This window comes from Herbaspirillum sp. NPDC101396 (assembly GCF_044767365.1).
Classification (GTDB): domain Bacteria; phylum Pseudomonadota; class Gammaproteobacteria; order Burkholderiales; family Burkholderiaceae_D; genus Herbaspirillum.
This window is the reverse complement of sequence record NZ_JBIWNT010000003.1, coordinates 280614-305399: the sequence shown is the minus strand read 5'-3', so window position 1 is coordinate 305399 and position 24786 is coordinate 280614. Positions and strand designations below refer to the sequence as shown.

Genomic DNA, 24786 nt, shown 5'->3' with positions numbered 1-24786 from the left:
GGTTCTATCTTCGACCAACCCTTCGCCGGGGGTAGCCCGGCAGCTACTCACTTTCTTTGCTTCGCCAAAGAAAGTAAGCAAAGAAAGGCGACCGCGGTTCGCAGCCCCCTTCGGGGGTTCCCGGCGTCGGCAGGCACAAATCGGGAGGGGAAATAAACTCGCTGCGCTCAGACAAATTTCCCCTCTTTATCCGATTTGTACCTGCCGCCACCGGCTACTCTCAAGCGGGAATTCCAGACTGGCTCGCTGCGCATCGCCAGGGGACGGAGGTGATGTGATGGTCACCGTTCTTCGCGAGCACAGCTGACGCGACAATCACGATGCCGGAGGCGAGCCACCCAAGGCAATGCGAAGCGAGCCGAAAAAAGAATTCCGCTTATGAGTCGCCGTTGGTGACGCGCACAAATCGGATAGAGAAGGGAAACTTGTCTGAGCGCAGCGAGTTTGTTTCCCTTCCCGATTTGTGCGTGGCATCAACGGGCACCCCGCGCAGCGGGGCGGCGAATCGCGGTCGCCTTTCTTTGCTTACTTTCTTTGGCGAAGCAAAGAAAGTGAGTAGCCGCCGGGCTACCCCCGGCAAGGTCGTCCGAAGCAAGAAAAGATTCAGCAACGGCCAGCGGGCAAGTCCGAACAACCGACTCAAGTCAGCATTCAGCCCTTCGCAATCTCATGATTCGACATCAACTCAATCGCCCGGCACAACGCCGAGTGATCCAACCCGCTCATCCCATTAGCCGCACAAGCATTCATCAACTCCTGAGTAGCAGCGGTATTAGGCAAGCTGACGCCCAAAGCCTTGGCCCCCTGCAAAGCCAGATTCAAATCCTTCTGATGCAACTCAATCCGGAAACCAGGATTGAAAGTACGCTTGACCATACGCTCGCCATGCACTTCCAGAATGCGCGACGAAGCAAACCCGCCCATCAGCGCCTGCCGCACACGCGCAGGATCTGCACCCGCCTTCGAGGCAAACAACAGCGCCTCAGCCACTGCCTGAATATTCAATGCAACAATGATCTGGTTCGCCACCTTGGTGGTCTGACCGTCGCCGTTACCGCCGACCAGCGTGATGTTCTTGCCCATCAGTTCGAACAAGGACTTGACGTCGTTGAAAGCCGACTCGTTGCCGCCAACCATGATGGTCAGCGACGCCGCCTTGGCGCCGACTTCGCCGCCGGAGACCGGCGCGTCCAGGTATTCGCAACCGAGTGCATTGATCTTTTGCGCGAAGCCCTTGGTGGCGATCGGCGAGATCGAGCTCATGTCGACCACGATCTTGCCGGCGGAAAGGCCTTCGGCGACGCCGCCCTTGCTGAACAGCACCGCTTCCACGTGCGGCGTGTCCGGCACCATCACGATGATGATGTCCGCGCGCTTGGCGACTTCTGCGCCCGATGTGCAAACAGTGGCGCCGCCTTCGATCAGCGCTGCGGGTGGATTTTTCTGGTCATGCAGGTAGAGCTTGTGACCGCCCTTTTGCAGGTTTTCCGCCATGGGCGAACCCATGATGCCCAATCCGATGAATCCGACTTTTGCCATGATGTGTCTCCTCTGAGATGAATAAATGAATGCGTTTCAAACGACGATCAAAGACCGTGCGCAGCGCGCCAGCCAAGGCCCTCAACCGTGCCGGCCTTGGGCTTGTACTCGCAACCGATCCAGCCCTGATAGCCGATCTCGTCCAGGTAGCTGAACAGGAAGCGGTAGTTGATCTCGCCCGTACCGGGCTCGAAGCGGCCGGGGTTGTCTGCCAGTTGCACGTGGCGGATCAGCGAGAGATTGGCCTTGATGGTGTTGGCCAGTTCGCCTTCCATGCGCTGCATGTGATAGATGTCGTACTGGATGAACAGGTTGTTGGAACCGGTAGCGGCGATCAGTTCAGCCGCCTGCTTCGTGGTGTTGAGGAAAAAGCCGGGGATGTCGAAATAGTTGATCGGTTCGATCAGCAAGGCGATGCCTTCGGCTTGCAGCTTGTCGGCAGCGAACTTCAGATTGGCGACCAGCGTCTCGCGCGCGGCGGCGGCGCTGACGCCTTGCGGCTGGATGCCGACCAGGCAGTTCAGTTGCCTGACGCCGAGGATTTTCGCGTAGCGGATCGCTTCGTCGACACCCTGGCGGAATTCACTGACGCGATCAGGATGACAGGCGATGCCGCGCTCGCCGGCTTCCCAGTTGCCTGCGGGCAGATTGTGCAGGACCAGTTCCAGTTCGTTCTTGCGCAATTGTTCGGCGATCTGCGCCGGTTCGAAAGCGTAGGGGAACAAAAATTCCACAGCCTTGAAGTTGGCTTGCGCAGCAGCGCGGAAACGCTCGATGAACGGCAGCTCGGTGAAGAGCATGGTCAGGTTGGCGGCGAGTTTGGTCATGTCTGGGTGTCCTTGGTAGTCGTGGCGCTTGCCGGTTCAGGCCGGGGTTAAAACCGACACCGCGGTCCCGGCAAATGCCAGGACGCGGTGGCGTACAACAATGTGCGATGGCGGTCGCCCGCTCGGCACATGGGGGCATGTGCCGGCAAGCTGATGTAGTTGTCCGCCGTCGCTGTCTCCTCTGATCTTCCTAATCTTTCTGATCAGTCCAGCAGGCTGATTGCCGTCGGCGCATGTTCGCGCTTGGTGGCCAGCTCTTCGAACTCGTTGATGGCGTTGATCTCGGTGCCCATCGCGATATTGGTGACACGCTCGAGGATGATTTCCACCACCACTGGCACGCGGTACTCGGCCATCCAGCGCTGCGCGACGGCGAAGGCGTCCTGGATCTCGTTCGGGTTGGTGACGCGTATCGCCTTACAACCGAGGCCTTCCACCACGGCGACGTGGTCGACGCCGTAGCCGTTGAGTTCTGGCGCGTTGATGTTCTCGAACGCCAGCTGTACGCAGTAGTCCATCTCGAAGCCGCGTTGCGCCTGGCGGATCAGGCCAAGGTAAGAGTTGTTCACCACCACGTGCAGGTACGGCAGGTTGAACTGCGCGCCGACGGCGAGTTCTTCGATCATGAACTGGAAGTCGTAGTCGCCCGAGATCGCCACCACCTTGCGTTGCGGATCGGCGGCGCACACGCCCAGCGCGGCGGAAATCGTCCAGCCCAGCGGACCGGCCTGGCCGCAGTTGATCCAGTGGCGGTCCTTGTAGACGTGCAGGAATTGCGCGGCGGCGATCTGCGACAGGCCGATGGTGCTGACGTAGCAGGTGTCGCGACCGAAGGCGCGGTTCATCTCTTCATAGACGCGTTGCGGCTTGATCGGCACTTCGTCGAAGTGGGTGCGGCGATGCAGGGTGCGCTTGCGCTCCTGGCAGTCAGCCAGCCATGCCGAACGGTCGGGCAGCTTGCCGGCGGCTTTCAGTTCTTTGGCGACTTCGATGAACAGCGTCAACGCGGCCTTGGCGTCGGAGACGATGCCGTAGTCCGGACCGAACACGCGGCCGATCTGGGTCGGTTCGATGTCGACGTGGACGAAGGTACGGTCCTTGGTGAAGACTTCGATGGAGCCGGTGTGGCGATTGGCCCAGCGGTTGCCGATACCGAGCACGAAGTCGGACGCCAGCATGGTGGCGTTGCCGTAGCGGTGGCTGGTCTGCAGACCGACCATGCCGGCCATTTGCGGGTGATCGTCGGGGATCGCGCCCCAGGCCATCAGGGTCGGGATGACCGGCACGCCGGTGAGTTCGGCAAATTCAACCGCCAGCGCAGCCGCGTCGGCGTTGACCACGCCGCCGCCGATGGTCAGCAATGGACGCTCGGACTGGTTCAGCATGGTCAGCGCTTTTTCGATCTGGGCGCGGGTGGCAGACGGACGGTAAACCGGCAGCGGCTCGTAGGTGTCAGGGTCGAATTCGATCTCGGCCATTTGTACGTCGAACGGCAAGTCGATCAGCACCGGGCCGGGACGGCCCGAGCGCATCAGGTGGAAGGCCTGCTGGAACACGCGCGGCACCAGCGCCGGTTCGCGCACGGTGACGGCCCACTTGGTGACCGGCTTGGCGATCGATTCGATATCGACGGCCTGGAAGTCTTCTTTGTACAAACGTGCACGCGGCGCCTGGCCGGTGATGCACAGGATGGGAATCGAATCGGCTTGGGCGGAATACAGGCCGGTGATCATGTCGGTGCCGGCCGGACCGGAGGTGCCGATGCAGATACCGATATTGCCGGCCTTGGCGCGGGTGTAGCCCTCGGCCATGTGCGATGCGCCTTCGACGTGGCGCGCCAGAACGTGCTTGATGCCGCCATGGCGTTTCAGCGCCGAGTAGAATGGATTGATCGCTGCGCCGGGCACGCCGAAGGCTTGCAGGCAGCCCTCTTTTTCCAGCACATATACCGCTGCGTCTACTGCCTTCATCTTTGCCATGTTGCCTCCTGGGTTGTTAGGTCCTGATGCGCCGGAAGCAAAACAACGATGCCCCTCAGCTAGTGAGATGCATCCTATAACCAACAATATTGTTTGATAAGGCCAGTAAAAATCTGTTTATTCCGTACTAAAAATATGGAAACATAGTAAAAGTATTGAATATAAGCCGCTAACAAAACGTCGCTGGCAAGGCGCGCCGACGCAGACAGTACGAACGTACGGCAAGGAGAAGCAACGCCGCCAGCGGCGTTTTGTTAGCGGCGTAAGGAGGATTTATGGACAAACTCAAACAGATCGAAGCGTTCGTGTCCGTGGTCGAAAAAGGCAGCCTGGCCGCCGCCGCGCTGGAAGAAAACATCACCCCGGTGATGCTGGGCCGACGCATCGACGCTCTTGAAAAACGCCTCGGCACCAAGCTCATGCATCGCACCACGCGGCATCTGACGCTGACGGAACAAGGCAGCGTCTTCCTCGACCATTGCCGCAAACTGCTGGGCGATATCGAGGTGGCGGAAAAGAGCATCGCCGAAGGCCGCCACAAGGCCACCGGCCATCTGGTCGTCTCCACGCCGGCGGCGTATGGACGGCTGCATGTGGCGCCGCATGCGCCGACTTTCCTGGCCAATCATCCGGAGGTGCAGATCTCGTTCAACCTGACCGACCGCGTGGTGGACCTGGTGCGGGAAGGCTACGATCTGGGCATCCGCATCGGCGGCGCGATCGAGCCCAGCTTTGTGGCGGTCAAGCTGGCCAGCAACCGCCGCGTGGTGTGCGCCGCGCCGGAATACCTGCACCGGAACGGCATTCCCAAGACGCTCGACGACCTGGCGCAACACAATTGCCTGGCCTTCAACCTGCAGGGCGGGCAACAGCGCGGCTGGTATTTCCAGCAGAACGGCAAGCCGGTGATCATCCGCGCGCAGGGCAACCTGGATTGCAACGACGGCGAGCTGCTGCACCGCTGGGCCAGCGAAGGACTCGGGCTGGCGTGGCGCTCGACCTGGGAAATCCAGTCGCAACTGGCCTCGGGCGAGCTGATCACGGTGCTGGACGAATACGCCCTGCCCCATTACGACATCATGGCCGTCTACCCGCAACAACGGCATCTGCCGGCGAAGACGCGCTTTTTCATCGATTACCTGAAGGAGGTGTATTCGCAGCCGGATTACTGGACCCGATCCTGAATCGCCTTAATTCCATACTTTCGGAAGTGGAATGGTCACCGTCGGCATGATGCCAGACAGACAATATTCGATTTCCGCATAGCCATATACCCATAGCCTTATAGTTGATATTCCCCATGCGTTACTTTTTCACCAAATATTTCAACGACATTACATACGCTGCAATCAATCTGCTTGAAGCCGGTTTACGTGCTTGGAGCGTGGAAATGGAAGCGGCGCAACACAAGATACAAATCAGAACGCCCATTTTTTGCGGACCTGAGAAATCTGCAAGTTTTCTGGCGTATAAAAAAGAATCGCGCACTGTAATCACTGCGTAAACGGAGACAATTCTCATGACTTTTCTGGACAAGTTTTTCAAACTCAGCGACAACGGCACGACCGTCCGTACCGAGCTGCTGGCCGGTCTCACGACCTTCCTGACGATGGCCTACATCATTTTCGTCAACCCATCCATACTCGGGGATGCGGGCATGCCGAAGGATTCCGTCTTCGTCGCCACCTGCGTGGCGGCGGCCATCGGCACCCTGATCATGGGCCTGTATGCCAATTACCCGATCGGCCTGGCGCCGGGCATGGGTCTCAACGCGTACTTCGCCTACGCCGTGGTCAAGGGCATGGGCTTCCCGTGGCAGGCTGCGCTGGGCGCTGTGTTCATCTCGGGCTGCCTGTTCCTGCTGGTGAGCCTGTTCCGCATCCGCGAGCTGATCATCAACGCGATTCCGCATTCACTGCGCACGGCGATACCGGCGGGGATAGGACTGTTCCTCGCGCTGATCTCGCTCAAAAACGCCGGCATCGTCGCTGCCAGCCCTGCCACCTTCGTCACCATGGGTGACTTGCATCAGGTCGCGCCGGTACTAGCCATCATCGGCTTCCTGGTGATCGTCGCGCTGGACCAGCTGAAGATCCGCGGCGCGCTGCTGATCGGCATCCTGAGCGTGACAGTGCTGAGCTTCATCTTCGGCGGCAATCATTTCAACGGCGTGTTCTCCATGCCGCCATCGATCTCGCCGACGCTGTTCCAGCTCGATCTCAAGGGCGCGATTTCGATGGGCCTGCTGAACGTGGTGCTGGTGTTCTTCCTGGTGGAATTGTTCGACGCCACCGGCACGCTGATGGGCGTGGCGCAACGCGCCGGACTGGTCAAGAACGGCAAGATCGAGCGTATCAACAAGGCCTTGCTGGCTGACAGCGGTGCGATCGTCGCCGGTTCGCTGCTTGGCACTTCGAGCACCACTGCCTATATTGAAAGTGCGGCCGGCGTACAAGCGGGCGGACGCACCGGTCTGACGGCGGTGGCGGTTGCCGCGCTGTTCCTGCTGGCGCTGTTCATTGCGCCGCTGGCGGGCGTAGTGCCGGCCTATGCAACGGCGCCGGCGCTGTTCTTCGTGGCGTGCCTGATGCTGCGCGAACTGGCCGACATCGACTGGAACGACACCACCGAGTGCGTGCCGGCCGTGATCACCGCACTGGTCATGCCGTTCACCTATTCGATCGCCAACGGCCTGGCGCTGGGCTTTATCAGCTACGCCGCGCTGAAGCTGCTGACCGGTCGCGTCAAGGACGTGTCGGCGGTGATCTGGGTGATCGCGGCGATCTTCCTGTTCAAGATGATTTACCTGGGCGGTTGATCGCCTGCAGCATGAACTGACGGAATGCCGGCGTCGCTCTTCGGGGGACGCCGGCAGCAAGACAGAAGGATTTTCCAGAGAGCGAACCACCCCAACAATCTGCCGCAACAATCGGCTGCGGCAAATAGGTTTTCTCTCTAAAAGGTCCCGGCACAAATCTTGATTCACTGTTTCTTCGATAGCCATTTTTATATAGCAAAGCACACCATGTCCGAACCGATTCGCTTCTATTTCCGCGGCGAGACCCATCAAATCGATGGACTGCCCAATACACGCACCGTTTTGCAGCATTTGCGCGAAGACCTGCATTGCACCGGCACCAAAGAGGGTTGCGCGGAAGGCGATTGCGGCGCCTGCACGGTGGTCGTGGGCGAGCTGCGCGGCAACGAGCTGGAACTGAAAACGGTCAACTCCTGCATCCAGTTCGTGCCGACGCTGGACGGCAAGGCGCTGTTCACCGTGGAAGACCTGAAGCAGCGCGACGGCTGCCTGCACCCTGCCCAGCAGGCGATGGTGGAATGCCACGGCTCCCAATGCGGCTTCTGCACACCGGGCTTCGTGATGTCGCTGTGGGGCCTGTATCTCAAGCATGAACAGGACAGCGTCACACCGACCACGCGGGAAATCGACGACGCCCTGTCCGGCAACCTGTGCCGCTGCACCGGCTATCGTCCGATCATCGACGCCGCGCGCCGCATGGGCGAATTGCCGAAGGTGAGCTTCGACCGCGCACCGGTGATCGACGCCCTGCGTGCGATCCGGCGCGAGGAACCGTTGAGCGTCACGCATGCCGGCCAGACCTTCCACGCGCCGCGCACACTGGCGCAACTGGCGACATTGCGCAACGACTTGCCGAAGGCGCGCATCCTGGCCGGCTCGACCGACGTCGGCCTGTGGGTGACCAAGCACATGCGCGATCTGGGCGACATCATCTACATCGGCCAGGTGGAAGAACTCCGCCACATCGTCCAGCAGGACGAGGACGGCTGGCTGGAAATCGGCGCCGGCGTCACGCTGGAAAAAGCCTACGCTGCCTTGACCGAACAATATCCGGATGAGCTGTCCGAAATGTGGCAACGCTTCGCCTCGCTGCCGGTGCGCAACGCCGGCACGCTCGGGGGCAACGTCGCCAACGGCTCGCCGATCGGCGACTCGATGCCCTGGCTGATCGCGCTCGGCACCGAGATCGTGCTGTACGGCGTCGACGGTCAACGTGTCATGCCGCTGGAAGATTTTTATATCGCGTACCAGAAGTCGGCGATCCTGCCCAATGAGTTCGTCCAGGCCGTGCGCGTGCCGTTGCCGCGCAAGGACATCGCCTTCCGCGTGTACAAGCTGACCAAGCGTTTCGACCAGGACATCTCGGCGGTGTGCGCCGCGTTTTCCTTCCGCCTTGAAGGCGGCAAGGTGGTCGATGCCCGTATGGCTTACGGCGGCATGGCGGCCACGCCCAAGCGCGCTGCCCAGGCCGAGGCTGCGCTCAACGGCAAGGAGTGGAACGAGGCCAATGTCAAAGCAGCAATGCTTGCGCTGGCGCAAGATTACGCACCGCTTTCTGACATGCGCGCGTCTTCGGCGTATCGTATGAGAACCGCACAAAACCTCTTGTACCGCTACTGGCTGGAGACGCGCGCCGACGCGCCGTTGCCGGCTGCCTCCGTGAGCGCATTTGTGCACGGTAAAAAAGCAATTCCGATTGTTCCAGTTACCCGGATTGCTTAGGAAGGAAACGCAATGAACAAGCAAACTGAAGAATTCATGTCTATCAAATCCTCCAAGGCACCTTGGACCGAGGTCGGCAAACCGCATCCGCACGAGTCCGCCATCCTGCACGTGACCGGCGAAGCCACTTACACCGACGACATCGTCGAGCTGCAAGGCACGCTGCATGCCGCGCTCGGCCTGTCGAGCAAGGCGCATGCAAAATTGCGTGCTATCGATCTGAGCAAGGTGAAAGCCTCGGTGGGCGTGGTCGCGGTCTACACTGCCGCCGACATCCCCGGCGAAAACCAATGCGGCGCCATCATCAAGGATGATCCCGTGCTGGCGGAAGACCTGGTGCAGTACGTCGGCCAACCGATCTTCGTGGTCATTGCCGATAGCCACGACAACGCCCGCCGCGCTGCGCGCCAGGCCGTGATCGACTACGAAGAACTGCCGGCCGTGCTGACGCCGCGCGCCGCGCATGCAGCCGAATCCTATGTGCTGCCGCCGATGCACCTGACCCGCGGCAATCCGTCGGAAGCCTTCAACACGGCGCCGCACAAGCTCAAGGGCAAGTTCGACGTCGGCGGCCAGGAACAGTTTTACCTGGAAGGCCAGATCTCGTACGCCATCCCCAAAGAAGGCCGCGGCATGCACGTGTATTGCTCGACCCAGCATCCGAGCGAAATGCAGCATCACATTGCCGAAGTGCTGCACATCGCTTCGCATGACGTGCTGGTCGAGTGCCGGCGCATGGGCGGCGGCTTCGGCGGCAAGGAATCGCAATCGGCGCTGTGGGCTTGCGCCGCAGCGGTGGCCGCAGCGCGCCTGCGTCGTCCGATCAAGCTGCGCGCCGACCGCGACGACGACATGATCGTCACCGGCAAGCGCCACTGCTTCGCCTACGATTACGAAATCGGCTACGACGACAACGGCCGCATCGTCGCCGCCAAGATCGACATGGTCTCGCGCGCCGGCTTCTCGGCCGACTTGTCGGGTCCGGTCGCCACGCGCGCGGTATGCCACTTCGACAATGCCTACTATCTGTCGGACGTGGAAATCCATGCCATGTGCGGCAAGACCAACACCCAATCGAATACCGCTTTCCGCGGCTTCGGCGGTCCGCAAGGCGCCATCGCGATCGAATACATCGTCGACGAAATCGCCCGCAATCTCGGCAAGGACGCGCTGGAGGTGCGCCGCGCCAACTTCTACGGCAGCAGCGACGCCGACGGCCCGGATGCGCGCAACACCACGCACTACGGCCAGAAGGTGGAAGACAACGTGATTCAGGCGCTGGTCGACGAACTGGAGCGCACCAGCGAATACCAGGAACGCCGACTGGCCATCAAGGCCTTCAATGCCGAGAACACCGTCCTCAAACGCGGCCTGGCGCTGACGCCGGTCAAGTTCGGCATCTCGTTCAACGTGCCGCACCTGAACCAGGCCGGCTCGCTGGTGCACGTCTATACCGACGGCTCGGTACTGGTCAATCACGGCGGCACGGAAATGGGCCAGGGGCTCAACACCAAGGTCGCGCAAGTCGTCGCCAACGCGCTCGGCCTGCCGCTGAAACAGGTTCGCTGCACAGCGACCGACACCAGCAAGATCGCCAACACTTCGGCCACCGCCGCCTCGACCGGCAGCGACCTGAACGGCAAGGCGGCGCAGGATGCGGCCTTGCAGATCCGCGCGCGACTGGCGCAGGTCGCAGCGGAACGCTTCAACGCCGACGTCAGCGAAGTGCGCTTCGCCGACGGCATGGTCTCGACCGGCGCGCAATCGGTGGCCTTTGAAGAACTGGTGATGCAGGCTTACCTGAAGCGCGTGCAATTGTGGTCGGACGGTTTCTACTCGACGCCGAAGGTGCACTGGAATTCCAAGACCATGAACGGCCATCCGTTCTTTTACTTCGCCTATGGCGCGGCGGTAGCCGAGGTCGTGATCGACACGCTGACCGGTGAATGGCGCCTGATCCGTGCGGACTCTCTCTATGACGCCGGCGAAAGCCTGAACCCGGCCATCGACATCGGCCAGGTCGAAGGTGGTTTCATCCAGGGCATGGGCTGGCTGACCACGGAAGAGCTGTGGTGGAACAAGGACGGCAAGCTGATGACGCATGCGCCGTCGACGTACAAGATTCCGGCGGTGTCGGATTGCCCCACAGACTTCCGCACGCAGTTGTTCAAGAACAGCAATGTCTCGGATACCATCCACCGCTCCAAGGCCACCGGCGAGCCGCCGCTGCTGCTGCCGTTCTCGGTGTTCCTGGCGATCCGCGATGCGGTGTCGGCGGTGGGTGAACATCGCGTCAATCCGCCGCTGCGCGCGCCAGCGACCAGCGAGGCGATTCTGGATGCGATTGATGCGGTGAAGGCTGCACAGATCACTCAGTAGTACGCATTGTCAACTTCACAGGGGAATTCATGACCAACTGGCTTGCCGCACTCAAGGACTTGCACAGCACCGCCATCCCGGCAGTGCTGGTCACGGTGGCGACCATCCAGGGGTCGACGCCGCGCGAGGCGGGTGCGCGCATGGTGTTTACGGCCGACGGCCAGTACGACACCATCGGCGGCGGTCATCTGGAATGGCGCGCAGCGCAGATCGCGCGCGACATGTTGGCGGCGGATGCGACGGTGTTTGCCGGCATCCGCAAATTCGAACGCATCGCACTGGGACCCAGCCTCGGCCAATGCTGCGGCGGGGTGGTGTTCCTGGCGTTTGAACGCATCGAACCGCACGTCGATACCCGTGCAGGGTCGATGCTGACCGAACTCGAACATCACTGGCGCAACGGCGTCGACGTCTGGCGCGCGGTCGCGCTGGAATCGGACGACCCGACGCTGCTCTATGAACTGGAAGGCGAAGCCTGTGATCTCAGCGCGCCCGACAATGGCCTCGACGCCGAGCAATTCCGCCATGCCGGCAACACCCATGTCACGCAAGACCGCTACGGTCGCCGCTGGCTGCTGGACCGCTGCCGCGCGCATCAGCCGCAGGTCGTGCTGTTCGGCGCCGGCCATGTCGGCGCCGCCATCGTGCGCGTGCTGGCGACGCTGCCCTGCCGCGTGCTGTGGGTCGATGAACGCGAAGACATGTTCCCCGCTGACCTGCCGATGCAGGTGACGGTGGAAGCCACCGACGTGCCCAACGCTGTGGTGGACATGGCCGAGCCGGGCGCCTACTTCCTCGTGATGACGCACAGCCACGCGCTGGACCAGCAGCTGAGCGAACGTATCCTCAAGCGCGCCGACATCGGCTGGTACGGCCTGATCGGCTCGCAGACCAAGCGCAAGCAATTCGAGCATCGTCTGCTCGATCGCGGCATCACGCAGGAACAACTGAACAAGATGACCTGCCCGATCGGCATTCCGGGCATCTACGGCAAGGAACCCGCCAGCATCGCGCTGGCGGTGGTGGCGCAGTTGCTGCAATTATGGGAGCTGCAGGCGCTGAGGGTGGTGAAAGCGCAGCAGCCGTCGCAGTCTGACCGGACCGACACATTCAAGGCGAGACCGCCCACACACATGCTGGACGGCCGGAGCTAAGGACAACCGGACCGTCGCCTCCGCAGCATCTGTTCCAGCACACCATCTCATACCAGTATCATTCGGTTGTTCGCAGTTGCGCCTTCACGTCACGCGCAGCACGCAGCCGAATAGCCAGATTAAGGATTACCCATGACTTCCCACGTGCAAGCCTATCGCGCCAGCCTGCTCCATTTCCGCAACGATCCCGCCTTCGACGAACGCGCCACGCAATGGCACAGCGACGGCCTGCTGATCGTCGCCGACGGCAAGATCGTCGCCGCCGGCGATTACGGCAAGCTGTCCGCCACCCTGCCCGCCGACTGCGTACCGCTCGACTATCGCGGCAAGATCATCACGCCCGGCTTCATCGACACCCACGTTCACTATCCGCAGACCGACATCATCGGCTCGCCCGCACCGGGCCTGTTGCCATGGCTGAATACCTATACCTTCCCGGCCGAACGCCGTTTCGAGAGCGGCGAACACGCCAGTGAAGTGGCCGACTTCTTCCTGGCCGAACTGCTGCGCAACGGCACCACCACGGCCGCCGTGTATTGCACCGTGCATCCGCAATCGGTCGATGCCTTCTTCAGCCGCAGCAGCGAACTGAACCTGCGCATGGTGGCCGGCAAGTGCCTGATGGATCGCAACGCGCCGGACTTCCTGCGCGACACCGCCGAAAGCGGCGCGCGCGAGAGCGAAGAGCTGATCCAGCGCTGGCACAACAAGGGCCGCCAGCACTACGCCATCACGGTGCGCTTTGCGCCGACCTCGACACCGCAACAGCTGAAGCTGGCCGGCGAACTCGCGACGCAATATCCGGACACCTACATCCAGACCCACGTCGCCGAAAACACCGATGAAGTGAAATGGGTGAAGGAGCTGTTCCCCGACGCCCGCAGCTATCTCGACGTCTACGACCAGTACGGCCTGATGCGCGAGCGCGCGCTGTATGCTCACTGCATCTGGCTGGACGACGCGGACCGCGCGCGCATGGCGGCGACGCAATCGGTGGCCACCGTCTGCCCGACCTCCAACCTGTTCCTCGGCAGTGGTTTGTTCGACTTCGCCAACGCCGACAAGCTGCGCATGCCTGTGTCTTTAGCCACCGACGTCGGCGGCGGCACCAGCTTCTCGATGCTGCAAACGATGAACGAGCTGTACAAGGTCGGTCGCATGGCCGGCACCCACCTGTCCGCGCAACGCATGTTCTACCTGGCGACGCTGGGCGGTGCGCGCGCCTTGCAGCTGGAAGGCAAGATCGGCAACTTTGCCGCCGGCTGCGACGCCGACTTCGTCGTGCTCGATCCGAAATGCACGCCGCTGCTGGCACGGCGCAGCGCCACCACGGAGAGTCTGGAAGAACAACTGTTTGCCCTGGCGATCCTGGCCGATGACCGCGCGATTGCCGCGACGTATTCGGCGGGGGCTTGCGTGCATACGCGCTAAGACGGCTATCTGATTTTTTGAGGAGTTTGGGGCGGGCCGTGCAAACGGTTCGCCCTTTTTTCATCTCGCTGCGTCCACCGGACGTGGAACCGGCGCATTGATTGTTTGTCAACTGGCAGTCGCGACAGAACCGTCCTGGCACCGCCTTGTAGTTCGGCTATGTAGTTCAGCCTCGTGGGCGGCCCCCGCACGCGGTAAAATGGCAGATCGCCAGAATTCCCGAAAACCTTCGCAAGACGACGCCATTCTCGTGTAATCCTTGAAGCGGCGGCGGCAATTGACTGAATGACCAAACACTTGAAATCCACCGTTGAATCCGATCCCGGCAGCGCCGGCGGCGAGAAGCACACTCCCATGATGGTCCAGTACCTGCGCATCAAGGCGGAGTATCCGACCACGCTGGTGTTCTATCGCATGGGCGACTTCTACGAACTGTTCTTCGACGACGCCGAAAAAGCGTCGCGCCTGATGGGCATCACGCTGACCCAGCGCGGCTCGTCCAACGGCTCGCCGATCAAGATGGCGGGGATTCCTTTCCACTCCGTCGACCAGTATCTGGTCAAGCTGATCAAGCTGGGCGAATCGGTGGCGATCTGCGAACAGATCGGCGACCCGGCCACCAGCAAGGGTCCGGTCGAACGCAAGGTGGTGCGCGTGATCACGCCCGGCACGCTGACCGACTCCGACCTGCTGCCCGAAAAATCCGAACGTCCGCTGCTGGCCGTCAACGTCGCCGCCAGCAAGCAACGCAAGACCATCACCGTCGGCCTGGCCTGGCTGTCGATGGCCAGCGGCGCCTTGAAACTGATGGAATTCAGCGCCGAGCCGGCCGTGCTGGAAGCGCGCCTGAAGCAGGAGCTGGAGCGCATCTCGCCGGCCGAAACGCTGATCGGCGACAGTGAGGAAGCCGCCTATTCGCACATCCTCAGCGGCAAGCCGACCACGGTGCCGGACTGGCATTTCGACCAGCCGAGCGGCCAGAAGGCTTTGCTCGATCAATTGTCGGTAGCTACGTTGAACGGCTTCGGTGCGGAAGGCATGAGCGCCGCGATCGGCGCCGGTGGCGCGCTGCTGCGCTATGCGCAGTCGACCCAGGGCAAGGGCTTGCAGCATGTGCGCGCGCTGACCGTGGAATCGGAAAACGAATTCATCGGCCTCGACGCCTCCACCCGCCGCAACCTGGAACTGACCGAAACCATCCGTGCGCAGGACGCCAGCGCGCTGGCGCCGACGCTGTTCTCGCTGCTTGACCATTGCCGCACGGCGATGGGTTCGCGCCTGCTGCGCCACTGGCTGCATCATGCGCGCCGTGATCAGAAAGTGGCCCGTGCGCGCCACGCCGCGATCAACGCGCTGATGCGTACCGACGCTTGCTCCGGTTTATCGGCAACCCTGGCGGCGGTGCCGGACATCGAACGCATCACCACCCGCATCGCGCTGCTGTCGGCGCGTCCGCGCGACCTGGCAGGCCTGCGCGGCGGCTTGCAGCAACTCGGTTCGCTGCGCAATTACGTAGCGATGTGCAGCCGCGACGCCGATGCGCCCTTGCTGCTGGATCTGCACGATGCGCTGGCGACACCGACCGAATGCCTCGACCTGCTGGAACGCTCGATCATGCTGGAACCGGCCGCCATGGTGCGCGACGGCGGCGTGATTGCACGCGGCTTCGACGCCGACTTGGATGAGTTGCGCGGCCTGTCGGAAAACGCCGGCCAGTTCCTGATCGATCTCGAAACACGCGAACGCGCCCGCACCGGCATCGCCAACCTGCGCGTCGAATACAACAAGGTGCACGGCTTCTACATCGAAGTCACGCACGGCCAGACCGACAAGGTGCCGGACGACTATCGCCGCCGCCAGACGCTCAAGAACGCCGAACGCTACATCACGCCGGAACTGAAGGCCTTCGAAGACAAGGCCCTCTCGGCGCAGGAGCGTGCCTTGTCGCGCGAAAAATTCCTGTACGAACAATTACTGCAAGACCTGTCGCCGCACATCGTGACGCTGCAGGCCATCGCCCACGCGCTGGCCCAGCTCGACACATTGGTAGCGCTGGCCGACCACGCCGCGCGCAACAACTGGTGCGCGCCGCAGCTGGTGACCGAGCCGACCATCGTGATCGAGCAAGGCCGCCACCCGGTGGTGGAAAACCAGATCGAACGCTTCATCGCCAACGACTGCGCCTTCACCGCCGAACGCAAGCTGTTGCTGATCACCGGCCCCAACATGGGCGGCAAATCGACCTTCATGCGCCAGGTGGCGCTGATCACGCTGCTGGCGTATGTCGGCAGCTTCGTGCCGGCCACCAGCGCGACGATCGGCCCGATCGACCGCATCTTCACGCGTATCGGCGCGGCCGACGATCTGGCCGGCGGCCGTTCCACCTTCATGGTGGAGATGACGGAGTCGGCCTCCATCCTCAACAACGCCACCGAGAATTCGCTGGTGCTGATGGATGAAGTGGGCCGCGGCACTTCGACCTTCGACGGTCTGGCGCTGGCCTGGGCGATCGCCAAGCACCTGATTGACGCCACGCGCAGCTTCACGCTGTTCGCTACCCACTATTTCGAACTGACGCAATTGCCGGAAGTGCATCCGACCGCTTCCAACGTGCACTTGTCGGCGGTCGAGCACAAGGACAGCATTGTGTTCCTGCATGCGGTGCAGGCCGGTCCGGCATCGCAAAGCTACGGCTTGCAGGTGGCGCAGCTGGCGGGCGTGCCGACGCCGGTGATCCGCGCTGCGCGCAAGCATCTGGCGGCGCTGGAAACGCAATCAGTCCAGACCACGCCGCAATTCGACCTGTTCAGCGCACCGGCGCGCGCCGACGAAGACGAGGTCCGCGTCACGTCTGCGGCGCAAGTCGATCCGGCGGCGCAAGCCGTGGCCGATGCCCTGGCCGATATCGACCCCGACGCCATGACGCCGCGCCAGGCGCTGGACGCCCTGTATCGCCTGAAGCAGTTGGGCGACGGCGCATGAAGCAACTGCTGTCTATCGTTCTGCTCGGCGCCGCCTTGTGCGCAGCGCCGGCATCGCGGGCGCAGGACAGCTTTCATTTCGGCGTGATCGGCCATTCCTTTTCCGGCAGTCCGGACGAAGGCGTGCTGCGCCGCGCACTGGACGAAAGCGACGCCGACAATCTTGCCTTCGTCGTCGTCAACGGCATCAAATCGGCAGCGGAAGCGTGCAGCGATGCGCTTTACAGCGCGCGCCGCGACTTGCTCAAGGAAGCCGAGAACGGCGTCATCGTGTCGCTCGCGGCGAGCGACTGGGTCGGCTGCCGCAACAAGAACGGTTCGGTGGCGATCGAGCGGCTGAACCGGGTGCGCGATTTGTTTTTCCCGGATGAATTTTCATTCGGCGCCAGCAAGGTGCCGCTGTTCCGCCAGTCGGTCACGCCAAAATTCCGCAGTTATACCGAAAACGCGCGCTGGGAGTTCGGCAACGTGCTGTTCGCCACCCTCAACCTGCCGGCCGCCAATAATCACTTTCTGCAGGACGGCGGTCGCAACAGTGAATTTGAAGACCGCCTGATCGCCAACAAGGACTGGCTGCAACGGGTGTTCACCTTCGCCACGCAAAAGAAGCTGGCCGGCATAGTACTGTTCACCGATGGCAATCCATTGGCGCAGCCCAGCCAGCGCCCTTTCCTGCTGCGCGGCCAACGCGATGGCTTTGCCGAAACGCGCCAGCGCATCACCACGCTGGCGGCGACGTTCAAGGGCAAAGTCTTGCTGGTGCATGGTGAAACGCTGAAGGATGAATCCAACGCCGGCATCATCTGGCGTCGCAACCTGGGCAGCATCGGCGTGGCGTCGGGCTGGTCGAAATTCACGGTCGACAGCGGCAATGCGGCACTCTTCACGCTGAGCGATTCTTCCAGGGCGACGAGAGCGCCGCCGCCAACACAGTAAGCTTGCGCAGATCGCAAGCACGGATATGTTTCAGACATGAAAAAACGCAGCCGAGGCTGCGTTTTTCATTGAGGCTGATGCAAGTCGAATCAATGCACGGGATGGCTGCGGAAGTGATCGCCTTCGTCGCCTTCATCATCGCCATGATCGTGACCGTGATCGTGACCATGGTGATGGCCGTGCGGACCGTGCACGTGCTGGTGCTGTACTTCTTCTTCGGTGGCGGCGCGTACTTCGGAGACACTCAGGTCGAAGCGCAGTGCGATGCCGGCCAGCGGATGGTTACCGTCGAGGACAACCTTGTCGTCGGCGATTTCGGTCACGGTGAAGATCACCGCTGCTTCATTTTCGTCATCCGGCGAACCTTCGAACTGCATGCCGACTTCGATTGGCGACGGCAGGCGATTCTTCGGCTCGATCTTGACCAGTTCTGCATCGTATTCGCCGAAGGCGTCGACCGGTTCGACCTGGATCGTGACGGTGTAGCCGGCTTCCTTGCCGTCCAGTGCTTCCTCGATCTTCGGCAGCGTGTTTTCGTAGCCGCCGTGGAGGTAGACCATCGGGTCGCGGCTTTCTTCGATCAGTACGCCCTGGGCGTCGGAGAGCTTGTAGTTGACGGAAACTACGGTATTTTTGGCAATCTTCATGTATGCCCCTTTCGTATGGCGGTATGGCTGGTAAGGCTGTTCATCGGTTACTGCAGGTGGGAAGAACTGCCTGCGCTTGCGGTTGGTGCGGAACCTTGCTGCGACGGTCCCGAGAAGGCATGACATAAGCTTGAATGCGCTGCAATCTGCACCCTGAATTATACCCGTTTGGATGTTTTGTCAGGCAAAAGGCCACGGCCGCCGACGCTCGCCCAGCGTCTATAATGGCGCCATGAAAAATACCCTCGCTTTGCTCGGCGGCATCAGCCCCGCCACCTTCCTGCGCGATTACTGGCACAAGAAACCCTTGCTGATCCGCGAGGCGATTCCCGCTTTCCAGGCGCCGCTGACGCGCCAGCAATTGTTCGATCTGGCCGGCCGCGAAGACGTCGAATCGCGCCTGATCACGCAGAACGGCAAAGACTGGAAGATGGACCATGGCCCGCTGGCCAAGCTGCCGCCGCTCAAGCAGAAGCAATGGACCATGCTAGTCCAGGGCGTCAACCTGCATGACGACGCCGCCGACGCGCTGCTGCGGGAATTCCGCTTCATTCCCGATGCACGCCTGGACGACCTGATGATCAGCTACGCCAGCGACGGCGGCGGAGTCGGTCCGCATTTCGATTCCTATGACGTGTTCCTGCTGCAGGCACACGGCCAGCGCCGCTGGCGCATTAGCGCGCAAAAGGATTTGTCGCTGGTGGACGGCATGCCGCTGAAGATCCTCAAGAACTTCAAGAGCGAGGAAGAGTTCGTGCTCGAACCGGGCGACATGCTGTACTTGCCGCCGCATTACGCCCATGACGGCGTGGCGGTCGGCGAATGCATGACCTATTCGATCGGCTTCCGCGCGCCGGCATTCCAGGAGCTGGGGGAGGCTTTCCTGCAATTCATGGCCGATTCGATCGATCTGCCCGGCCGCTATGCCGATCCCGAGCTGGAGCCGGCCAAACATCCCGCCGAATTGCCGGAGCAACTGCTCACGCGCGTGGCCGATGAAATCAACAAGATGCGTTTCACCGACGACGACATCACGATTTTCCTCGGCGAATACCTGTCGGAACCGAAAGCCACTACCTACTTCGATCCGGTCGACAAACCGCTCACGCCGGCGCGCTTCGTGCAGGCCGCAAACAAGCGCGGAATCAGGCTTTCACGCAAAACGCAGATGCTGTATCGCGGCAAGCATCTGTTCATCAACGGCGAGTCATTTGCCGTCGGACGCGCCGACAAGGCCTTGCTGGCAGTGCTTGCGGACGAACGGCAACTCGACAAAACGGCGCTTGCACGGGCCTCGAAAGATGTGCTGGAGGCCTTCCACAACTGGTATCAGGACGGCTGGCTTGAGCTTGCTTAACAGGCTTAAAAATTCGACAATTTTTTGTTTTTCGCGTGTTTGCGATGGGCCGGAAACCTGCATGAATAAAGGGCTGACGACAAGCTGACGGGATTTGCGACAATCTTACAAATTCTTACAGAAAAGAATAATTCGCATGTGATTTTCCCAAAATGTAGCTATAATATCGGGCTGGAAAGCTTTCATTGTTGAGCTAACAAGCAAGATGAGGAAAGCATCCTATAGAGCGATAATTACCGGTAATTATTCATCGCAAAATTTTATTATTATTGAAGGAATATTCATGACAAAGACTCTGTTGATCGCATCGTTGTTGGCTGTTGCTCTGGCTGCTTGCGGTAAAAAAGAAGAAGCTCCAGCACCTGCACCAGCACCAGCAGTTGAAGCTCCTGCAGCAGCACCAGCTGCACCAGCAGCTGATGCTAAGCCAGCTGACGCTGCTCCTGCAGCTCCAGCAGCTGATGCCAAGCCAGCTGACGCTGCTCCTGCAGCACCAGCAGCTGACGCTAAGCCAGCTGACGCAGCACCAGCAAAATAATCTTTTGATTATTGGAAAAAGCCGACCGATGGTCGGCTTTTTTTATGCCCGCGCAACTTGCCGCTTACGGCGCTCGCCTCGGTAGCTTCCAGCAGTTCTGCATTCCCCGCCTCCTGCTGCATATCTTGTCGCCCGCGCACGTCCCTGCCGAATACCAGCCAACCGCTCCCGCCGCTCGTCTCCTCAGGCGATGCCAATCCAGTCGAAACCCTCTTCCTGGCAAGCGATCATGACTTCACTCGGATGCGCTCCCAATGCGCCGCACAGCGCGGTGCGCGCGAGTTCGGGCGTGTTGTTCTTCAGGCTCAGATGCGCGCCGATCACGGTTTTCAGTTTTTGCTTGTCCAATGCCGCCAGGATTTCAGCACTGGTGTCGTTGGCCAGATGGCCGTAGGCGCCGCCGATACGGCGTTTCAGCGATGGAGGATAGGCGGAATCGGCCAGCATCTGGCGGTCATGATTACACTCCAGCACCAGTGCATCGCAACCACCGAGCGCTTGCACCAGGTGGGCAGTCGATTGGCCGGCGTCAGTCAGCACGCCGAGCTTGCGCGCGCCGTCGCCGGCGACGTATTGCACCGGCTCGCGGGCATCATGCGGAACCGTGTATGGCATCAATGACAAGTCGCCGATGATCACCGCTTCGCTGTCGCGGCAGAAATGCAGTTGCACGTCCTTGCAGGCCTCTTCACCCACGGCCTGGAAGGTGCCGTAGGTCAGCCACACCGGAATGCGATGGCGACGGGCGAACTTGAACACGCCGCCCACATGATCCTGGTGTTCATGCGTGACGACGATGCCGTTGATGTCTTGTGGGAGTTTGCCGATGCGAGTCAGGCGACGCTCGGTTTCCTTGATGCCGAAACCGCAATCCAGCATGACCGTGGTGGTGGTCGTGCCGGATGTGCCGGAGATGATGAGGGCGTTGCCTTCGCTGCCGCTGCCGAGACTTGCGAATTTCAACGGTGGACTCGCGAAGGCATGTACTGCTTTACTTCAAATGAGATGAGCTACAAGCACTTACTTCAGCTGGTCGTTCAGCAAGCCGAGGATCTTGTCGGCGATTTGCGAAACTTCCTGCTTGCCGTCGTTGTTCTGGACGGTGATATCGCTGACGTCACCGGTGCCCTTGACGAAGATACGGTAACGCGCAGCCTTCTTGTCCTTGTCTTTGCTGGAGAACAGCTTGGAGAAGAAGCCTTCGCTTTCCTTGTCCTTGGCGTCCTGGTTCTGATCGACGTAGCGCACGAAATACAGGCCTTGCGTACGATCGCGGTCTTCCACGGTGAAGCCGACGCGGTCAAGCGCCAGACCCACGCGGCGCCACGCACGGTCGAAACTTTCGTCAACCTGGACGCTGGAACCGTTGGCGGTCTTGAGCAGCTTGGAACGAGCCTGCAGTGTCGGCGCATTGGCGACGGCAGCCTTGGCCTTGGTTTCTTCGGCGCCCAGACGCACCATCAGGCGCGCCAGGAATTCGGCTTCAAGGCCTGGATCGGAAGGACGCGCAGTCCAGACCGAGGTTTCCTTGGCCGAACCGGTCAGCACTTCTTCGGCGCCGCGGTGGCTCACGAAGATTTCTGTGGTGCCGTTCGGGCCGCGCTCCAGGCGGGTGCGGAATTTGTCACGCTCGCCGGTCGAGTACAGCGAATCGAATACTTTGCCCAGCGTGCTGCGGATGAAGTCCTGCGGGATCTTGGCGCGGTTTTCAGCCCAATCGGTTTCCATCACGCCGGTATCCTGCGATTCGACGTTGATCAGGAAGCCGGAATCCTGCCAGAAGTCCTTGATCGGTCCCCACAGTTGCTCCGGCGTCTGCGACACAACCAGCCAACGCTGGGTGCCGTCACGCTCGATGCGCAGGTCGCCCTTGGCCGCGGGTGCTACCGCAGCAGCATCGGTTGCCGGACGGGTTTTTTGTTCCAGGTTGTAGCCTGAGGCAGTGGCGACACCCTTGTTCGATTCAGGAATCGCATAGCGATTGTCGCGCTGGAGCTGGGTCAGGTCAGGCGGCACTTCAAGTCGTGGCCCCTTGGCTTTTTCCGCGCTCTTGTAATCGATACGATCCCCTTCCAGCATGTTGCTGACGGCGCTGCATCCGGCCAGGCTGGTAAAAGCCAGGGCAATGATGAGAGCACGTTGTGGAAGGAGACGTGAAGCAGAGTGAACGTTCTTGCGAATTGTCATATCGTTGCAATGAAAAGCGGGTTCGGGTTCAAGGGAAAACGACACTGCCGTTTAGTTAATTAATTATTTTAATACACCGGACTCGCGCAACGCAGCACGCACGGTATCGTGATATGCAGCGCCCAGCGGAGCCAGCGGCAAACGCATGCCGGATTCTATCAGGCCCATTTCGGTCATCGCCCATTTCAGCGGAACCGGATTTGGTTCGACGAACAGCTTGTTATGCAACGGCAGCATCTTGTTGTTCAGCTCGATCGCCCGGGCGAGGTTGCCACCCATGGCTGCCGCGCACAACTCGTGCATGTCGCGCGGCGCAATGTTGGCCGTCACCGAAATATTGCCCTGGCCACCGTACAGCATCAGCGCGAACGCAGTCGGATCGTCGCCGGAATAGACCGCGAACGACTTCGGCGCCAGACGGATCAGATCTGTGCCGCGACCGATGTTGCCGGTAGCGTCCTTGACGCCGACGATGCCCTTGACTTGCGCCAAGCGCAGGATGGTCTCGTTGCTCATGTCGGCAACGGTGCGACCGGGGACGTTGTACAGGATCACCGGAAGATCGACTGCTTCGGCGATCTTCTTGAAGTGCAGGTACATGCCCTCTTGCGTCGGACGGTTGTAGTAAGGAACGACCTGCAGCGAGGCGTCGGCGCCGACTTTCTTGGCAAACTCGGTCAGCTCGATGGCTTCCGAAGTCGAATTACCGCCGGTGCCGGCGATGATGGGAATGCGTTTGGCGGTGTGCTCAACCGCCACCTTGATCAGTTCGGAGTGTTCCTCGACCGAAACGGTCGGCGATTCGCCGGTCGTACCGACGATCACGATGCCGTCGGTGCCCTCTGCGATATGCCAATCAATCAATTTGCGCAGGCCCGGGAAATCGAGACTGCCATCCGGATGCATCGGCGTGACGATGGCGACTATGCTGCCCTTGATCATGATGTTAGTACGTAATGAGAATACGGTTGAAAATAAAAGACCGATTGTAGCGGATAGCCACTGCTATCGGTCAATTTGTTCAGATTTGCTTACATAGTTCCTGCAAGCTGCAGGTTCCGTTACCGGCGTTGCCACGGCGATCAATAACCCAACCCCATGGCTTCGCGCACGTCGCGCATGGTGTCCTGCGCCAGCTTGCGTGCAGTATCGCAGCCGTCGGCGATGATCGCGCGCACCAGCGACGGATCGTCGATGTATTGCTGTGCGCGCTCGAGCATCGGCTGCTGTTCCACGAGAATGGCGTCGATCACGGGCTGCTTGCATTCCAGGCAACCGATGCCGGCCGAGCGGCAGCCCTTGTCGACCCATTGCCGCACGGCATCGTCGGAGTACACCAGGTGGAATTGCCACACCGGGCATTTGCCCGGATCGCCCGGATCGGTGCGGCGCACGCGTTGCGGGTCGGTCGGCATGGTGCGGACCTTCTTGGTGACCGATTCCTTGTCTTCGCGCAGCGCAATGGCGTTGCCGTAGCTTTTCGACATCTTGGCGCCGTCCAGGCCGGGCAGGCGCGAGGCTTCGGTCAGCAAGGCCTGCGGCTCGGTCAGGATCAGCTTGCGGCTGCCTTCAAGATAGCCGAACAGGCGCTCGCGGTCGATCATGGACAAATTCTGCGCGTCGTCGAGCATGGCCTTGGCCTGCTCCAGCGCCTCTTCGTTGCCCTGCTCCTGGAACTGCGTGCGCAGCTCCTGATACAGCTTGGAGCGCTTGCCGCCGAGTTTCTTGACGGCTTCGCGGGCTTTTTCCTCGAAGCCTTTTTCCTTGCCGTACAGATGGTTAAAGCGGCGCGAAATCTCGCGCATCATTTCGATATGCGGGATCTGATCTTCGCCCACCGGCACTTGGCTGGCGCGGTAGATCAGCACGTCGGCCGCCTGCAGCAAGGGATAGCCGAGGAAGCCGTAGGTCGCGAGGTCGCGGTCGGCGAGCTTTTCCTGCTGGTCCTTGTAGGTCGGCACGCGCTCCAGCCAACCCAGCGGCGTGGCCATCGAGAGCAGCAGGTGCAGCTCGGCATGCTCGGGCACACGCGACTGGATGAACAAGGTCGATTGCGAGGGATCAACACCGGCGGCGAGCCAGTCGATCACCATTTCCCAGGTGCTGGTTTCGATGACGCTGGGGTCGTCGTAATGCGTCGTCAGCGCATGCCAGTCGGCCACGAAGAACAGGCAAGGCAGTTCGGATTGCAGCTTGACCCAGTTCTTCAGGGCGCCGTGGTAATGGCCCAGATGCAGCGCGCCCGTGGGGCGCATACCGGATACAACGCGATCAGGATACATGATTGTAAG

General features: G+C 61.1%; 19 protein-coding genes. 11 read left to right on the top strand and 8 right to left on the bottom strand.

The window, feature by feature from the left end; genetic code table 11:
• Positions 1-651: 651 nt before the first annotated feature.
• From glxR to gcl, 3 genes are all read right to left on the bottom strand, one after another.
• Positions 652-1539 (bottom strand): 2-hydroxy-3-oxopropionate reductase, encoded by an 888-nt coding sequence (gene glxR / locus ACIROY_RS11060; protein WP_016833478.1) that lies wholly within the window; start codon positions 1537-1539, stop codon positions 652-654.
• A gap of 47 nt (positions 1540-1586) precedes the next feature.
• Positions 1587-2366 (bottom strand): hydroxypyruvate isomerase, encoded by a 780-nt coding sequence (hyi, locus tag ACIROY_RS11055; RefSeq protein ID WP_402341584.1) that lies wholly within the window; start codon positions 2364-2366, stop codon positions 1587-1589.
• Positions 2367-2569: 203 nt separating this feature from the next.
• Entirely contained in the window at positions 2570-4345 is a 1776-nt protein-coding gene (gcl, locus tag ACIROY_RS11050; protein WP_402341582.1) for a glyoxylate carboligase, read from the bottom strand.
• A gap of 275 nt (positions 4346-4620) precedes the next feature.
• Here gcl and ACIROY_RS11045 point away from each other — a divergent pair, with 275 nt between their 5' ends.
• The 9 genes from ACIROY_RS11045 (at position 4621) to ACIROY_RS11005 (ending at position 17766) form a co-directional block, all read left to right on the top strand.
• Positions 4621-5529, top strand: coding sequence for a LysR family transcriptional regulator (locus ACIROY_RS11045; RefSeq protein ID WP_402341580.1), 909 nt, complete (start codon positions 4621-4623; stop codon positions 5527-5529).
• A 116-nt stretch (positions 5530-5645) separates the two neighbouring features.
• Positions 5646-5849 (top strand): hypothetical protein, encoded by a 204-nt coding sequence (locus tag ACIROY_RS11040; RefSeq protein ID WP_402341579.1) that lies wholly within the window; start codon positions 5646-5648, stop codon positions 5847-5849.
• Positions 5850-5864: 15 nt separating this feature from the next.
• Positions 5865-7163 carry an NCS2 family permease gene (locus ACIROY_RS11035; protein WP_402273247.1) on the top strand — a complete coding sequence of 433 codons (1299 nt, stop codon included), beginning with the start codon at positions 5865-5867 and terminating at the stop codon, positions 7161-7163.
• A 207-nt stretch (positions 7164-7370) separates the two neighbouring features.
• Complete coding sequence (gene xdhA / locus ACIROY_RS11030; RefSeq protein ID WP_402341577.1) at positions 7371-8885, top strand: xanthine dehydrogenase small subunit; 1515 nt, start codon at positions 7371-7373, stop codon at positions 8883-8885.
• 12 nt (positions 8886-8897) lie between these two features.
• The gene (gene xdhB / locus ACIROY_RS11025) at positions 8898-11264 is read left to right on the top strand and encodes a xanthine dehydrogenase molybdopterin binding subunit (RefSeq protein ID WP_402341575.1); all 2367 of its coding nucleotides are present in this window, start codon (positions 8898-8900) and stop codon (positions 11262-11264) included.
• A gap of 29 nt (positions 11265-11293) precedes the next feature.
• On the top strand, positions 11294-12418 hold the full coding sequence (gene xdhC, locus ACIROY_RS11020; RefSeq protein WP_402341573.1) for a xanthine dehydrogenase accessory protein XdhC: 1125 nt from the start codon (positions 11294-11296) through the stop codon (positions 12416-12418).
• A gap of 132 nt (positions 12419-12550) precedes the next feature.
• Positions 12551-13849, top strand: a complete 1299-nt coding sequence (gene guaD, locus ACIROY_RS11015) for a guanine deaminase (protein ID WP_402273258.1) — start codon at positions 12551-12553, stop codon at positions 13847-13849.
• A 285-nt stretch (positions 13850-14134) separates the two neighbouring features.
• Entirely contained in the window at positions 14135-16831 is a 2697-nt protein-coding gene (mutS, locus tag ACIROY_RS11010) for a DNA mismatch repair protein MutS (RefSeq protein ID WP_402273261.1), read from the top strand.
• Positions 16828-17766, top strand: coding sequence for a hypothetical protein (locus ACIROY_RS11005; RefSeq protein ID WP_402341571.1), 939 nt, complete (start codon positions 16828-16830; stop codon positions 17764-17766). The genes mutS and ACIROY_RS11005 overlap by 4 nt, the downstream gene beginning before the upstream one ends.
• 89 nt (positions 17767-17855) lie before the next feature.
• Here the strand turns inward: ACIROY_RS11005 and ACIROY_RS11000 are convergent, their stop codons facing one another.
• Positions 17856-18413, bottom strand: coding sequence for a peptidylprolyl isomerase (locus ACIROY_RS11000; RefSeq protein WP_402273266.1), 558 nt, complete (start codon positions 18411-18413; stop codon positions 17856-17858).
• A gap of 232 nt (positions 18414-18645) precedes the next feature.
• On the opposite strand from ACIROY_RS11000, the gene ACIROY_RS10995 reads away from it, so the two are divergent.
• Together ACIROY_RS10995 and ACIROY_RS10990 are read left to right on the top strand one after the other, a co-directional pair.
• On the top strand, positions 18646-19770 hold the full coding sequence (locus tag ACIROY_RS10995) for a JmjC domain-containing protein (protein ID WP_402341569.1): 1125 nt from the start codon (positions 18646-18648) through the stop codon (positions 19768-19770).
• Positions 19771-20053: 283 nt separating this feature from the next.
• Complete coding sequence (locus tag ACIROY_RS10990) at positions 20054-20308, top strand: hypothetical protein (RefSeq protein ID WP_116433604.1); 255 nt, start codon at positions 20054-20056, stop codon at positions 20306-20308.
• 183 nt (positions 20309-20491) lie between these two features.
• Here the strand turns inward: ACIROY_RS10990 and ACIROY_RS10985 are convergent, their stop codons facing one another.
• The 4 genes from ACIROY_RS10985 to ACIROY_RS10970 form a co-directional block, all read right to left on the bottom strand.
• Entirely contained in the window at positions 20492-21271 is a 780-nt protein-coding gene (locus ACIROY_RS10985; protein ID WP_402273270.1) for an MBL fold metallo-hydrolase, read from the bottom strand.
• Positions 21272-21328: 57 nt separating this feature from the next.
• Complete coding sequence (gene bamC / locus ACIROY_RS10980) at positions 21329-22495, bottom strand: outer membrane protein assembly factor BamC (protein ID WP_402273273.1); 1167 nt, start codon at positions 22493-22495, stop codon at positions 21329-21331.
• 63 nt (positions 22496-22558) lie between these two features.
• Entirely contained in the window at positions 22559-23437 is an 879-nt protein-coding gene (dapA, locus tag ACIROY_RS10975) for a 4-hydroxy-tetrahydrodipicolinate synthase (protein ID WP_402273275.1), read from the bottom strand.
• Between the two features lie 140 nt (positions 23438-23577).
• A complete protein-coding gene (locus tag ACIROY_RS10970) occupies positions 23578-24777 on the bottom strand; it encodes a tryptophan--tRNA ligase (protein ID WP_402273277.1) in 1200 nt (399 codons plus the stop codon).
• Positions 24778-24786 lie beyond the last annotated feature (9 nt).

Excerpts from the sequence above, each read along its gene's own strand:
- ACIROY_RS11000 (WP_402273266.1), bottom strand. The coding sequence starts at position 18,413 with ATGAAGATTGCCAAAAATACCGTAGTTTCCGTCAACTACAAGCTCTCC.
- ACIROY_RS10990 (WP_116433604.1), top strand. The coding sequence starts at position 20,054 with ATGACAAAGACTCTGTTGATCGCATCGTTGTTGGCTGTTGCTCTGGCT.
- glxR (WP_016833478.1), bottom strand. The coding sequence starts at position 1,539 with ATGGCAAAAGTCGGATTCATCGGATTGGGCATCATGGGTTCGCCCATG.
- hyi (WP_402341584.1), bottom strand. The coding sequence starts at position 2,366 with ATGACCAAACTCGCCGCCAACCTGACCATGCTCTTCACCGAGCTGCCG.
- xdhA (WP_402341577.1), top strand. The coding sequence starts at position 7,371 with ATGTCCGAACCGATTCGCTTCTATTTCCGCGGCGAGACCCATCAAATC.
- ACIROY_RS11040 (WP_402341579.1), top strand. The coding sequence starts at position 5,646 with ATGCGTTACTTTTTCACCAAATATTTCAACGACATTACATACGCTGCA.
- ACIROY_RS11035 (WP_402273247.1), top strand. The coding sequence starts at position 5,865 with ATGACTTTTCTGGACAAGTTTTTCAAACTCAGCGACAACGGCACGACC.
- guaD (WP_402273258.1), top strand. The coding sequence starts at position 12,551 with ATGACTTCCCACGTGCAAGCCTATCGCGCCAGCCTGCTCCATTTCCGC.
- dapA (WP_402273275.1), bottom strand. The coding sequence starts at position 23,437 with ATGATCAAGGGCAGCATAGTCGCCATCGTCACGCCGATGCATCCGGAT.
- gcl (WP_402341582.1), bottom strand. The coding sequence starts at position 4,345 with ATGGCAAAGATGAAGGCAGTAGACGCAGCGGTATATGTGCTGGAAAAA.
- ACIROY_RS11005 (WP_402341571.1), top strand. The coding sequence starts at position 16,828 with ATGAAGCAACTGCTGTCTATCGTTCTGCTCGGCGCCGCCTTGTGCGCA.
- ACIROY_RS10995 (WP_402341569.1), top strand. The coding sequence starts at position 18,646 with ATGAAAAATACCCTCGCTTTGCTCGGCGGCATCAGCCCCGCCACCTTC.
- ACIROY_RS11045 (WP_402341580.1), top strand. The coding sequence starts at position 4,621 with ATGGACAAACTCAAACAGATCGAAGCGTTCGTGTCCGTGGTCGAAAAA.
- ACIROY_RS10970 (WP_402273277.1), bottom strand. The coding sequence starts at position 24,777 with ATGTATCCTGATCGCGTTGTATCCGGTATGCGCCCCACGGGCGCGCTG.
- bamC (WP_402273273.1), bottom strand. The coding sequence starts at position 22,495 with ATGACAATTCGCAAGAACGTTCACTCTGCTTCACGTCTCCTTCCACAA.
- mutS (WP_402273261.1), top strand. The coding sequence starts at position 14,135 with ATGACCAAACACTTGAAATCCACCGTTGAATCCGATCCCGGCAGCGCC.
- xdhB (WP_402341575.1), top strand. The coding sequence starts at position 8,898 with ATGAACAAGCAAACTGAAGAATTCATGTCTATCAAATCCTCCAAGGCA.
- xdhC (WP_402341573.1), top strand. The coding sequence starts at position 11,294 with ATGACCAACTGGCTTGCCGCACTCAAGGACTTGCACAGCACCGCCATC.